10 protein-coding genes are annotated in these 13,811 nt (G+C 49.7%); all 10 read left to right on the top strand.

Annotation, left to right across the window (positions count from 1 at the left end; translation table 11 throughout):
* Positions 1–31: 31 nt before the first annotated feature.
* The 10 genes from D3P07_RS22320 to D3P07_RS22365 all read left to right on the top strand — a co-directional run bounded on the left by D3P07_RS22320 (position 32) and on the right by D3P07_RS22365 (position 13,808).
* Complete coding sequence (locus D3P07_RS22320) at positions 32–3,856, top strand: glycosyltransferase family 39 protein (RefSeq protein WP_259391645.1); 3,825 nt, start codon at positions 32–34, stop codon at positions 3,854–3,856.
* 27 nt (positions 3,857–3,883) lie between these two features.
* Entirely contained in the window at positions 3,884–4,882 is a 999-nt protein-coding gene (locus D3P07_RS22325) for a glycosyltransferase family 2 protein (RefSeq protein ID WP_119802462.1), read from the top strand.
* Positions 4,875–5,315: a GtrA family protein gene (locus D3P07_RS22330; protein WP_119802463.1), complete on the top strand. Its 441-nt coding sequence runs from the start codon at positions 4,875–4,877 to the stop codon at positions 5,313–5,315. The genes D3P07_RS22325 and D3P07_RS22330 overlap by 8 nt, the downstream gene beginning before the upstream one ends.
* Positions 5,312–5,977, top strand: a complete 666-nt coding sequence (locus D3P07_RS22335; RefSeq protein WP_119802464.1) for a class D sortase — start codon at positions 5,312–5,314, stop codon at positions 5,975–5,977. The genes D3P07_RS22330 and D3P07_RS22335 overlap by 4 nt, the downstream gene beginning before the upstream one ends.
* A 129-nt stretch (positions 5,978–6,106) precedes the next feature.
* Entirely contained in the window at positions 6,107–6,331 is a 225-nt protein-coding gene (locus D3P07_RS22340; protein ID WP_006040330.1) for a helix-turn-helix domain-containing protein, read from the top strand.
* Positions 6,332–6,756: 425 nt separating this feature from the next.
* Positions 6,757–7,671 (top strand): ABC transporter permease, encoded by a 915-nt coding sequence (locus tag D3P07_RS22345; protein WP_259391656.1) that lies wholly within the window; start codon positions 6,757–6,759, stop codon positions 7,669–7,671.
* 34 nt (positions 7,672–7,705) lie between these two features.
* Positions 7,706–8,602: a carbohydrate ABC transporter permease gene (locus D3P07_RS22350; protein ID WP_119802465.1), complete on the top strand. Its 897-nt coding sequence runs from the start codon at positions 7,706–7,708 to the stop codon at positions 8,600–8,602.
* 77 nt (positions 8,603–8,679) lie between these two features.
* Positions 8,680–10,359: an extracellular solute-binding protein gene (locus tag D3P07_RS22355; protein ID WP_119802466.1), complete on the top strand. Its 1,680-nt coding sequence runs from the start codon at positions 8,680–8,682 to the stop codon at positions 10,357–10,359.
* A gap of 164 nt (positions 10,360–10,523) precedes the next feature.
* On the top strand, positions 10,524–12,191 hold the full coding sequence (locus D3P07_RS22360; protein ID WP_259391646.1) for an extracellular solute-binding protein: 1,668 nt from the start codon (positions 10,524–10,526) through the stop codon (positions 12,189–12,191).
* 42 nt (positions 12,192–12,233) lie between these two features.
* Entirely contained in the window at positions 12,234–13,808 is a 1,575-nt protein-coding gene (locus tag D3P07_RS22365; RefSeq protein ID WP_119802467.1) for a response regulator, read from the top strand.
* The last annotated feature ends 3 nt before the right edge of the window (positions 13,809–13,811 follow it).

Consider the following 13,811-nt stretch of genomic DNA (forward strand, 5'->3'; position numbering starts at 1 on the left):
ATGTGTTTGTATAATTATAGGTAACGTATGGTTGACGAAAGGAATCGTGATGAAGATGAGCAATGGCTTTTCCCGAATAATCGCTATCATGCTCCTGCTCTTCATGCTGATACCCGGCATTGCGGCGAACGCAGAAGGCAACTTGCTAATAAACGGCGATTTTGAAGCGGCGGCTAGCGACATGCCGGATGGATGGATGACTGAAGCATGGATCGATGACAACGGAGTGACGCAATACGGCGTCGATCGGAACATGTTTTATTCAGGGAAACAGTCTGCCTACATACATAGCAGCGGTGATAATCATGCGCGCTTGCTGCAGCGGGTGAAGGTCAAGTCCAATGCGACATACCGAATTTCCGGTTATGTGAGAACGGAGGGAGTCGGTAATCAAGGAGCGGGCGCCCATCTGTACGTCGAGGGTGTGGCGATGCATTATCCCGAATTCCGCGACACGAACGGGTCTTGGGCGTATCTGGATTTTTACGGCAAGACAGGGAAGAATCAAAAGGAAATGCTTGTCGGAGGCAGCCTTGGGGGATACGGAAGCATCAATTCAGGCAAGGCCTGGTTCGACCAGCTCAAGGTCGAGCAGGTGGCGGCAGCGCCTGAGGGTGCCGATGTCTTCTCGCTCGAGCAGACTGCTTCAGTTGCGGGAGAGTCGGAAGGACCGCAGAAGGTATCCATTCTGAGCACGATGATCTATTCGGCATTATTTTCATTATTGCTCGCGTTCGTGACCGTGAAGCTGTTCCGTGACCGGGAGTGGCTGGAGCAGCGTCGGAGCAGCGTGACTATTCTGGTTGCGGTTTCCTTTGCGGCAGCTTTGGCATTGCGCATCGTGCTGGCTATAAGCCATGAGGGATATGCTAACGATATCGCGTTGTTCATGTTCTGGTCGGAGCAAGCGGTTCGCGAAGGGCTGGCGGGCTTCTATCATACGGAGATGTTCGTGGATTATCCGCCAGGCTACATCTATGTGTTGTTTGCTTTGGGGCATATCAAGAGCTGGCTTGGCATAACGGGGGAATCAGCGGCGATGCTGCTGTACAAGCTTCCCGCCATTGCGGCGGATCTGGGCGCGGCTGCTGTCATCTTCCGTGTGGCGGCAAGGAAGCTGGGCGCACCGGTGGCGACGGGCTTATCCATGCTATGGCTGTTCAATCCGGCTGTCATTCTGGATTCTGCGGCATGGGGGCAAGTGGATTCGATATTTGCGCTGATGCTTTCTCTGTCGCTCCTTGGCATCTCGGAGAACCGGTTCGGCAAAGCGGCGGTCTGGTATGCGATTGCCGCGCTGATCAAGCCGCAAGCCTTCATCTTTATGCCGGTGCTGCTGCTCGCCCTGCTGGTTAGGAAGAAGTGGAAGAACGTGGCGGTCACTGCATATTACGGGTTCGGCACATTTATTCTGCTCGCTCTTCCTTTCTTCTGGTCAAGCGGAGGACTTAAGGCGTTGTACGAGCTGTACAAGGGCACATTATCCTCTTATCCGTATGCGACACTGAACGCCTTTAATGTATACGCCTTGATTGGCGCGAATTGGAAGCCGCTTACGGAGAGCTGGCTATTTCTGAGCTATCAGCATTGGGGTAATGTATTTATTGTCGTTGCGGTAGGGCTGGCCGTCTGGTTCTGCCTGATGGGCAAGCGCCGGGAGGGAGAGGATCGCAGCTTCTTCATCGCGATGGCGCTGATTGCTGTTGTGTTCATCCTTGTTACCAAAATGCATGAGAGATATATGTTCCCGCTCCTGCTGCTGAGCTTGTTTGCCTTTATTCAAATGCGGGACAGACGAATGCTGCATGTGTTCTATGGATTTACGATTACGAATTTCTTCAATATGAGCTACGTGCTGGATTACAGCAAGACAACAACGAATGTCGTGATGGACGGCGTCGTTCTGCTGGTGTCAATAAGCAATATCGGCTTGCTGCTCTATATGCTGTATGCCGGCTATGACCATTACAAGCGGGGACGCACGCTTGGTCTCGTGCCGATGACGTTAGACGATAAGAAGGAAGCCGATCAGCGTCTTCTGTCGCGTGTAAATCGGGATATGGACAATGGTGGAAGGACCAAGCGTCTTCTGACGCGCAAGGACTGGATTTGGCTGGGCGCTCTGACGGCGGTCTACGCGTTAGTTGCGCTCATCGGCCTCGGCTCCATGAAGGGGCCGGAGACGCCATGGCAGCCTGCGAGCACAACGCAAAGCTTCTACATTGATCTTGGAGAAGAGAAGCAGTTAGAGCGGGTTACCACGTTCGGCGGAGTCGGCACAGGCAAGTTCCGCCTGGAATTTGGGCTCCAGCCGGATGAGTGGATGAATCCGGTTGAGGTGGACAATAACCACGTGGCGGTATTCGCATGGCGCAGTCAGACGGTGGATCTGAATGCCCGTTATGTGAAGCTGACCGTCACAACGCCTGGCTTCTCCTTGCATGAGATGGGAATCTATGAAGCGGGAAGCAAAGAACCGCTTCCTATTGCCGCTATTTATGATGAGAAAGCGGGAGATCCAAGGCGCGGAAGCGTAGCCCAGCTATTCGACGAGCAAGACTTGATGATATATGGGCATAATTATATGAAGGGCAGCTACTTCGACGAGATCTACCATGCCAGAACGGCATACGAGAATCTCGAAGGCATCGTCGCCTACGAGAATACCCATCCGCCGCTGGGCAAAATCATCATTGCGCTTGGCATCAAGCTGTTCGGCCTTAATCCGTTCGGATGGCGGATCGCAGGAACATTAATTGGCATCGCAATGGTTCCTATTATCTATATGACGGCCAAGCGGCTGTTCGGACGTACGGCGTACGCCGCGCTTGCAGCGGGGCTGCTGGCTGCGGACTTCATGCATTTCACGCAGACGAGAATTGCGACGATCGATGTGTACGGTGTGTTCTTCATTATGCTGATGTTCCACTTTATGAACAAATATTTGGCGCTTAGCTTCTATCGCACAAAGCTGCTTGCGACGCTGGTGCCGCTGGGTCTGGCCGGATTGTTCTTCGGGCTCGGCGTTGCATCGAAGTGGATCGTTCTATACGGCGGTGCAGGCCTGGCTGTAATGCTTGGCATATCGCTATGGGACAGGTATAAGGAATACGCGGCGGCGAAGCGTATGCTTCGGCGGCAGGATGTTGCCGCGACAGCGTTCGATTCGGATGCGCTCCGGCGGATTGTATCCGTATTCCCGTCCTATACGGTGCTGACGCTGGCTGCTTGCCTGGTCTTCTATATCGCCATACCGGCCGGAATCTATGCGCTCTCCTATATTCCGATACTGACCGTCATGAGCGAAGGCTATACGCTAAAGTCGCTGATCGATTATCAAGTGCATATGTACAGCTACCATAGCCATCTCGTATCGTCGCATCCCTTCTCCTCCTCTTGGTGGGAGTGGCCGTTCATGAAGCGCCCGGTCTGGTATTATTCCGGGGGTGAGCTGGCAGCGGGGATGAAGTCGACGATTGTGGCCATGGGCAATCCACTCATCTGGTGGACGGGCATTGCGGCGATGCTCGCGACGATGTGGATCAGCATCAAGCGGCGCGATAAGCATGTCTATATGCTGTGGATCGCTTTCCTGGCGCAATATGTGCCATGGATGCTCGTACCGCGCGAGACGTTCCTGTATCATTACTTCGCGATGGTGCCGTTCGTGATCCTGAGCATTGTCTACTTGTTTCAATTGGCGGAGGAACGGAATCCGAGGGTCAGGAAGATTCGCAATGGATTTGCGATTGCCGCGGCTATATTGTTTGTGATGTATTACCCCGCGTTGTCTGGCTTGACTGTGCCGAAATGGTACATTGATCTGCTGCGCTGGTTCCCTAGCTGGGTATTTTAATATGGAGAATAGATGAGGAGCATCGTCATGGAAAATAAGGTCAAGTATAGCGTTATTGTGCCAATGTATAACGAAGAAGAAGTAATCGAGCATACGTATGGCAGGCTGAAGGAAGTGATGGACCTTGCGGACGGCGGATATGAGCTGATTTTCGTCAATGACGGCAGCAAGGATCGTTCCGTAGAGCTCGTGAAATCTTTCAGCGCAAAAGACCCCAACGTAAGGCTAATTGATTTTTCTCGAAACTTCGGGCATCAAATCGCGATTACGGCCGGCATGGATTATGCGAAGGGCGATGCGATTGTCGTTATCGATGCGGATTTGCAGGACCCGCCTGAGGTCATCTTGGACATGATCGCCAAGTGGAAGGAAGGCTATGAGGTGGTGTATGGCCGCAGACTGAAGCGCAAGGGGGAGACGCTGTTCAAGAAGCTGACCGCGCTTGCCTTCTACAGGATGCTGCGCAGCATGACCAATGTCGACATTCCGCTTGATACGGGCGACTTCAGGCTCATTGACCGCAAAGTATGCGATGTACTTCGCGGCTTGAAGGAGAAAAATCGTTTTGTCCGGGGCTTGATCAGCTGGATTGGCTTTAAGCAGACGAGCGTTGAGTACGTCCGCGAGGAGCGGTTCGCGGGAGAAACAAAATATCCGTTGAAAAAAATGATCAGCTTTGCGCTGGACGGCATTACGAGCTTCTCCTACAAGCCGCTTAAAATCGCAACCTATCTAGGGTTTTTCCTGTCGCTTGGCAGCTTCATCTACTTGCTGGTTGTACTGTACCAGCGCCTGTTCACCGATACGACTGAGACGGGATGGACGACAATCGTGGCATTGAATTTGCTGTTCAATGGCATCATCTTGCTCTTGCTGGGCGTGATCGGAGAGTATATCGGCCGAATCTATGACGAGTCCAAAAATCGCCCTCTCTACATTGTAAGGGAAGTTAAGGGCTACAAGGAGCCAGCGACTGAGGAAGAACGCGTCAAAGGCGAAGCGGAGCGTGCCAAGCAGTATGTCTGATCAAGCCGGAAATCGTTCCATTAAGCAATTCCTTACGTTCAGCGTGATCGGCGGACTGAATACGATTATTGATATGGCTGTGTTTACGCTTCTCATCGTTGTGCATACGCATTATTCGATTGCACAGATTGCGGCTTATGCGGCTGGCATGCTGAATAGTTATATCATGAACAGTGTATTTACCTTTCGAAGCGAGACGGCGGGAAGCGGCAAGCGCGGCGGAGCGACGCGGATGCTTCGATTCATGCTCTGGAATCTGTTTATGCTGGGTGTTTCGCTGCTTCTGCTTGTAATCGCGACGGAATGGGCCGGCTTGCATGAGCTGGTAGGCAAGGCGATCGTAACGGTGCTTGTTGTAGCGCTGAACTTCTACGGAAGCAAGAGGTGGGTATTTGCCGGGCGCAAACCGGTGGAGACGGGAGGCATGTCATGAAGCGACTGCTATCATACGGACTTATTATTATCGGACTGCTTATTATTGTGTATCCGCGGGCCAGCGCATGGCTCGATGACCGGCAGCAGGAGAAGCTGATGGCGCAGTGGGAGGAGAGCGTGGACGACGAGCAGGCGCAGCAGGAAGCATTGGATCAGTATGACCGGCTTTCGGCCTTATTCGCCGAAGAGGCGGAGTCCGAGACGGTCGAAGCTGACGAGACATCGGAACCTTCGGATACGCCGGCTCCCTCCAACGAACCGCCGAAGCTGAATGCGATCGCGACGATTCGGATACCGAGCATTAAGGTGAACCTGCCTGTGCTGGAGGGTGCCACGCAAAAAAATATGAAGTACGCCGCCGCGCATCTGAAGGAAACGGCTCCAATCGGCGCGGTTGGCAATGCGGCAATCGCCGCTCATCGCATGAGGGCGAAGGGCAAGCTGTTCAACCGCCTGAACGAGGTGAAGGAAGGCGACAAGATTATTGTGGAGACACAAGGCGAGACGTATACGTATGTAGTGACTGGTACCTCAATCGTTGAGCCGACGGACGTATCCGTCCTCAATTATAATAAGACGGACCGGAGATTAACGCTCATCACCTGCGACCCTGTCGTTAATCCGACGCACCGGCTGATCGTTCACGCCGAAATCGCCTGACTCGAGGTTCTACCGCGCCCATTTTACTCATATAGAGCACCATCGCTACACCCCCTTCATATGATAAGTTGACTGTATCCCTTGCCCTTGTTATACCATAAAAACCCGAGCAAGGAGGGGTGACAAACATTGAAGGGAAGCGACCATAAGAGCAAGTTTTTACTGACACATCGTGAACGAGAGGTATTCGAGCTGTTGGTGCAGGACAAAACGACAAGAGATATCGCGCAGCAATTATTCATCAGCGAGAAAACCGTTCGCAACCATATTTCGAATGTCATGCAAAAATTGAATGTCAAAGGTCGTTCGCAAGCGGTTGTCGAGCTAATTAAGCTTGGGGAGTTACAAATTTAACATAGTAAGGTCTCTCCATTCTCGTTTGTCAGGGCGTATGCCCTTTCTACATGCTAACTATAGGATTGTATGGAAGACAGCATAGCGATATGCTGTCTTTTTTTTGCATTTTAGCTCGAATTTAATCGATTTCACGACTTTGATAACAAGCCATTCCCCCTCATCTCGCCTTTCTAACAATTTCCATAACTTACACTAGCCGACCTTGGTTTTCTATCATTTTTCGAAAAAAAAGTAACTTCTGTAGTGCAAAAAATCGCGCTCCTCTTATATCGTTTCGCTCTCGGGCTGGCGGTAGAATGTACATAAGCCGGAAGGAAGCAATCGCCTTCCAGAACTACATTCCAGAGGAGGATATTATGTCGGAGACAACGACGAACAAGCCACACCCTTCGTCTTCGCCACAGCTGAGACCGGTGAAAAAGATGAATCCTTTCCGCCGCTTTTGGAAGCAGATCGACGTGCAGCTAATGGTTTTTCCGGGGATATTATTAGTTTTCGTGTTCTCCTATATACCGATGTATGGTGTGCTCACCGCATTTATGGATTACAACGTGTTCACTGCGCATCGGATATTCGAGAATCCTTGGGTCGGATTCAAGCATTTTGAAGCGTTTTTCAATGCTCCAAACTTTGATCAGATTATGCGGAATACGATCGTTATCAGCTTATTGAAATTTTTTATAGGCTTTCCGGCACCGATCATTCTAGCGCTTATGTTGAACGAGGTTCGTCATCTGATGTTCAAACGGATCGTACAGACCATTACGTATTTGCCGCACTTTATGTCCTGGGTTATCGTAGGCGGTCTAGTGATGTCGCTGCTATCTACAGAAAATGGCAGTGTCAACATTCTCCTGAAAGGAATAGGCGCCATTGATGAATCCATCAACTTCCTATCCATAAAAGAGTATTTCTGGACCATTCTTATCTCAACGAATGTGTGGAAGGAAATCGGATTCGCTTCTATTGTTTATTTGGCTGCCATTGCCGGCGTCGATCAGCATATGTACGAAGCAGCCGAAATTGACGGAGCGAGCAAGCTGAAACAAATCGCACACATTACGATTCCAAGCATTATGCCGGTCATTATCATCTTTATGATCCTGGCTATGGGCAGTTTGTTGAATGCAGGTTTCGAGGATATTCTCATTCTTGCTTCCAATCCGATACTGAGACCTGTGTCCGATGTTCTAGATGTATACGTATATCGAATCGGGATTCAGAACCAACGATATTCCTTCGCAGTTGCCATCGGGTTGTTCAAGGCGGTCATTAGCGTCGGCTTGCTGACTATGGCCAATTACTTGGCGCGAAGAGCAGGCAGCAGCCTATGGTAATTCACTTAACAGACTATCGGGAGGTCGACAAGCCATGCGGTTAAAACGAGTTAGTTTTGGCGACCGGCTATTACTGTATTTCATCTATGCTTTCCTCATACTGCTTTCATTCTCAGCCTTATATCCGTTCTGGAATGCGCTCGTCGTCTCCTTCAATGAAGGGATGGATACATCGAGAGGCGGAGTGACATTCTGGCCAAGGGTATTCACATGGGATAACTACGATGTTGTTTTTCAGGATGACAAGTTGATTAATGGTTTCTTGATCTCCTTCTATCGGACGATAGTTGGAACCATTGCTTCAACACTGATGACGGCCATCCTGGCTTATGGGATGACTCGCTCATATCTGATGGCCCGCAAGTTCTACATGGTTTTCTTTGTCTTCACCATGTACTTCGGCGGCGGGTTGATTCCAACCTTCTTGCTGATTCGTGCGCTTGGGCTGATGGACAATTTCCTAGTATTCATCATTCCCGGTTTGATCAGCGTCTGGAACATGATTATATTCAGAACTTTTTTCAAAGGATTGCCGGCTGGTCTTGAAGAATCAGCCCAAGTTGACGGCTGCAGCACGTGGGGAATATTCTTCCGAATCATACTGCCGTTATCCGGACCGGTTATTGCAACGCTGGGCTTGTTCACCGCTATCGCGCATTGGAACGACTGGTTCGTACCAAGCATTTATATTTCGAATCCGGACTTATTGCCAGTACAAACCATTCTTCGAAGACTGCTCAACTCCAACATTATTGAATTGTCCGGGTTGCCCAATGATGTCATATCAAAAATCAATAGCGCCAGAACATTCACATCGAAGTCGCTTACAAGCGCAACGATGATGGTGGTAACGATTCCGATCATTATTGTGTATCCGTTCGTGCAAAAGTATTTCGTTAAAGGCGTATTGGTAGGATCTTTGAAAGAATAGCAACCGGATTGTGACCAACGGTTTAAGGCGATTGTCGCTTTGGACATATACATTACAAATTGAGAGGGGCAATATCTATGAAGAGAAGAAAGTCGCTGCTGCTCGTTGTCTCAGCTGTTCTGCTGCTGACAACGATACTGGCAGCCTGCAGCAAGTCTGAACCCGGCAATACCAAGCCTTCGCCATCGGCTGCGGCAACAAACGGTTCGGGTACTGAGACAGATCCGCCAGCAAACGCTGCTTGGCAATTCGGTTCCGAGCCGCTGGAATTCTCCTTGTTCTTCCACTACAACTGGACCAACTATTTAGGCATGGAGGAGTATCCGGTAACCAGATGGTTGAAAGAAAACAAACAGCTGAACATTAAAGCGGTTCAAGCCAATGGCAGCAATGATGAAATGATGACTACGATGATGACAGGCGGCAATCTTCCTGATGTCATCTGGATGAACCGTTTCCATCCGGATATGGACCGCATGGAACAGAACGGACAGCTTGTCGCACTGGACGAATACCTGGACAAATATCCGAATCTGAAAAAATGGCTCGGCGAAGAAAGAATCGATCTCCTTCGTTCCAAAGACGGAAAGCTGTACAAATTCCCTAACTGGTACACAAACCAGTCAACGAATACGGCTGGCTATGCAGTCAACAAAAAAATATACAGAGAGCTCGGCGAGCCAAAGCTGGAAACGACGGACGATCTGTATAACTATCTTGTAAAGGTTAAAGAGAAATATGGCTCCGAGGTTGTTCCATATGAAACAGGCCGCGCACAAGACGGTCAAGGCGTAGCTTTGCTGTATACGGCATTTAAAGAAGGCGCATTGTACGATTCCTTAGGCAGCCAGTTCCTGGCTGTGCCTAACGGCGATAAACTGACGTCGATCTTTACAGATCCTGCTTTCCGTGAATCTCAGAAATTCGTATCCAAATTGTACACGGAAAAACTGATGTCACAAGATGCTTTCACGCAAACCGAAGATCACGTCACAGAGAAGTTGATCAATAACCGCGTAGCTGTCTACGGCAGTGCGGACGTAACAAACAGAGCCAATCAAGCTCACCTTCAGATTACAAGCACAAATCCAGAGGATGGATATTTCGTCATCTGGCCGTTCCATAAAGAAGGTCTGGATAAAAACAAAATTTACCCAGGTAGCTATGACAAGCTTGGCTGGAACGTTGCTGTTATTACAAAGAATGCAAAAGATCCGGAAAAAATCTTCGCATTCCTGGATTGGTATACAGGTCCTGAGGGTATGAACCTGCAATTCTTCGGACCTGAAGGCAAGAACTGGAAAGGGTTTGACGGCGAGGGACTGCCAAACTTTACAGCCGAGTATGACAAAGATGAAGTTGCCCAGATTCAAACGGACAATCTACCTGCTATGATCGTTGGCAACTCCGCTTACATCGATCCAGCGAAAAACAAATATGAATTGTCCCAGCCGGTAGATCAACAAAACTGGCAAGCCCGCTACCAGCGCGAAGTGACTTGGCCGACGGGTATTGATGCAACAGAATTTAGAAACTTGACTCCTGCTGCCGAGACTGAAGAAGCCGGCATCCAGCAGCTGGTAGCCGATATGTTCCTGCAAGTACTTGCTGATTCTTCGCAAGCGAAGAGTGCAGAAGAAGTCGACCGTATTCTTGACAAGGCTGAAGCCGATGCACAAGCGATTGGATACGGCAAATTGCTGGAATGGCGTACAGCTCAATGGCAAGAAAAACGCAAAATCCTGGGACTTAACTAATCCCGCATAGCAAGACGAAACATCCCAACAGGTTCGACAGACCCTGTTGGGATGTCTCTGCATTCATTTATAATCATCTTTTCTATATATTGTTAGTGGTGTTTTTGGTATCATTAGACTATTAACAGTCGAAATTACCATTCTTTCAAGGGGGCGCAAGGTCAGTGAACAAGAAGAGAGAAATGTTCATGCGACTTCTGCTTACAGCTTTGGCATTAAGTTTAATCTGGGGCTGCAGCAATGCAGGGACAGTAAAAGAATCAGAAACGAACAAACCAACACCGATCGATGATAGCGGGCTGTATGAAAACGGTTTTTACATTTTGGGCAAGGAAAGGCTGGATATTACGTTCTACGGCCATTACAGCTACTATTCCATGCCCGCATGGGGAGCCGACCCTGCATCCAAGTGGATCAGGGATCAATTCAATATTCATATATCACCTATCAGTTCGGATGGAAAGGCAAAGCAGAAGCTGCAGAAAATGATGGCCGGCAACAACTTGCCGGATATCGTATGGGGCGACCGGGATTATGACCTGGAGCAGATGCGGGAAGCGGGCATGCTTGTGCCGCTGGATGCGTATATCGACAAGTATCCGAATTTGAAGCAATGGGCCGGTGAAAAAATATTGGAGCTGCTCCGCTCGCCGGACGGCAAAATTTATTATTTTCCCAACTATTATACAAACAGGCCTTACGGTAATGCGGGATACGTGATTAACAAAAAAATATATCGAGAGCTGGGATTTCCGCCATTAGATACGACGGAAGACTTGTATCAGTATTTGCTCATGGTGAAGGAGCATTATCCTAGCATCATTCCGTTTGAGACGGGGCAGACGAAGGAAGGGCATGGCATTGACCAGCTTTTTTCAGCTTTCAAGGAAAATAATTTAGGCTTTACCAGGCTGTATGCTGTAACGGAAGGCGATCGGATGACGTCTATCTATAAGGACCCGGCGTTTCGCGAATCGGCTGTTTATGTGGCTAGGCTAATGCGGGAAGGCCTGATTCCTGGGGATGCAATGACCCAAACGGAGGATCAGGTGACCGAGAAGCTTGTGCAGGGCAGAGTGGCTGTCTATGCCAGCGCGAATCCAATGATTAACGGGATGGTAGGGGATGCGGAGCTGCGCAAGATCAACCCCGATGACGGATATATGTTCATCGAGCCGGTCTACAAGCAGGGTCTTGACCGCTCCAAGATCTACCCGGGCACTTACAATCTTCTGGGCTGGAATGTCGCAACCATTACGACAAGCGCTCGAAACCCGGAAGCGATCTTCGCCATGCTGGACTGGATGACAGGACCGGAAGGCTCGGCAGTTCAGATGTGGGGACCTCCGGGACCAGGAGGCTACTGGAACGGCTTCAGGGAGGACGGCATCACGCCTAACTTTACAGCCCGCTACGGGACCGATCAGAAGGAACTCGCAGAAATACAGGCGATATCCGGTGACATGATATGGGTGGGCAATACCGTTTATTTGGATAAAACAAAAAGCGAATACGAGCAGACCTTGCCGGAGGAGCAGCGGAATTGGTCGTCGTATTGGCAGCAAGAAATCACTTGGGAATCGCAAGGCGACGGGACAGAATTCATCAATGTACAGCCGCCTCCCAATTCGGAGGAAGGCAGAATTATGAGCAAGCTCAAAGAGATATGGCTTGATGCTCGCAGGGATGCGTTGTTCGGGAAAACCGACGAGGAAGTGCTGTCCATACTGGATGATGCACATCGGGCTTCCATGGAAGCGGAATTCCAGCAATACTTGAATTACATTACGAGGAGATGGCAAGAAAATTTGAAAGTTCTGAATAACGAATAGCAACTTACATTCAGCATTGATGCTTCATGGGAGGAAGAGACGATGTACAATGTGCTGTTGGTGGATGATGAAGAACTGGATTTGGAAGGAATGAAGCAGTTCATTCCTTGGACGGAGCTGGGCATGGAGGTCAAGGGCTCCGTCAACAATGCGCTGTCCGCCTGCGAGGTGCTGGATCAGCATGCCATTGATATACTCGTAAGTGATGTGAATATGCCCTATATGTCAGGACTGGAGCTGGCCCGGATCGCGCTGCAGCGGAAGCCTAATATCCGAATCATCTTTGTAAGCGGGTTTCAGGAGTTCAGCTATGTGCAGCAAGCGCTGTCTCTGAAGGCTTACAATTATGTGTTGAAGCCAATGGATGACAATGAGCTGATTGCTTCGCTCATGAAGGTGAAACGCGACCTGGACGAGGAGCTGAAGCACCGGGAAGTCGAGGAAGCGTACCAGAATATGATCCCCATAGCCAAAAGCGATCTGCTGCTGCGCCTTTTCGAAGGGGAGGATACATCGGACCGCGAGTTTATGGCGAAATTGACGAAGACGCATGAGCTGCACCGCTTGAAATGGCCGGTTCGGGTGGCGGTGATGGAGCTGGATCTGCTCTCCAGAACGGAGGATAATGCTCAGTCCCGTATGGAAGTGTCTAGAGTGTTCATGAAGCAGTTTCATGAAGTGGTAAGCGCAGGAGGGATGATTCCTTACTGCAAGCTGAATTCCCAGCGGATCGCTTTGCTGCTGGAGGCGGACGGCATTGAGGCTAGAATTGCCAAGCTGCTTGATACCGCCCAGCGCAGATTGACGATTACGGTAACGACGGGACTGGGAGCGCCGGTGCATTCATCGGAGAGGCTTCACGAATCATACGCCCAGGCTATTCAAGCCGTTGAAGGCAAGATGTTCCTCGGAAAAGGTGGCATTATTAATTACGAGGAAGTAAGCGCAGAGCCGGGCATGCTGGATTCCCGCATGCTGGACGCTCATATGAACGCTTTAATGAAAGCGGTTAAAGATTACGAGCTTGTTCAAATCTATGACGAATTTGAAGGATTGTTCCGTTCGTTGACGAGTTTGCGCTCCAAATTTACGGTTCATAATCTGACCAATTATATTATATGGAAGCTGGATCAGCATCTCAGCACCATGAACGAGGATTTGTTCGAGCTGCTTGGCATCGATATCCGCAATCTGGATATTTTGCTCCAGTTCGAGACGATTGACGATATTCGCAGATGGCTGCTCTATCGCGTATTTGAGATATCGGAGAAGCTGCATCACAAGAACAGTACGAAGGACAGCAAGTTTATCCGCAACGTCATGAAGACGATCAAGGACAGGATGAGCGAGAATATAACGCTGAAGGACATCGCTCAGCATTTCTCATTCTCACCAAGCTATCTGGGCTTTCTCATTAAGGAAAAGTCAGGGCATACCTTCAATGAGCTGCTGGTTCAACTGCGCATGGAACGGGCTTGCGAGCTGCTTAAGACGCCAGGCATGAAAATCTATGAAATTGCGGATCAGGTAGGCTATCGCTACTTGCCATATTTCAGCAGGCAATTCAAAGAGAAGTTTGGCATGACGCCGCTTGAGTATCGCAAAAGAGAGCAGTAGCCT

It is taken from the genome of Paenibacillus sp. 1011MAR3C5, from assembly GCF_003591485.1.
Lineage (GTDB): Bacteria > Bacillota > Bacilli > Paenibacillales > Paenibacillaceae > Pristimantibacillus.

What these genes read in the sequence shown, in the direction of transcription:
- D3P07_RS22325 (WP_119802462.1), top strand. Translation starts at nt 3,884, where the DNA reads ATGGAAAATAAGGTCAAGTATAGCGTTATTGTGCCAATGTATAACGAA.
- D3P07_RS22330 (WP_119802463.1), top strand. Translation starts at nt 4,875, where the DNA reads ATGTCTGATCAAGCCGGAAATCGTTCCATTAAGCAATTCCTTACGTTC.
- D3P07_RS22335 (WP_119802464.1), top strand. Translation starts at nt 5,312, where the DNA reads ATGAAGCGACTGCTATCATACGGACTTATTATTATCGGACTGCTTATT.
- D3P07_RS22345 (WP_259391656.1), top strand. Translation starts at nt 6,757, where the DNA reads ATGAATCCTTTCCGCCGCTTTTGGAAGCAGATCGACGTGCAGCTAATG.
- D3P07_RS22350 (WP_119802465.1), top strand. Translation starts at nt 7,706, where the DNA reads ATGCGGTTAAAACGAGTTAGTTTTGGCGACCGGCTATTACTGTATTTC.
- D3P07_RS22355 (WP_119802466.1), top strand. Translation starts at nt 8,680, where the DNA reads ATGAAGAGAAGAAAGTCGCTGCTGCTCGTTGTCTCAGCTGTTCTGCTG.
- D3P07_RS22365 (WP_119802467.1), top strand. Translation starts at nt 12,234, where the DNA reads ATGTACAATGTGCTGTTGGTGGATGATGAAGAACTGGATTTGGAAGGA.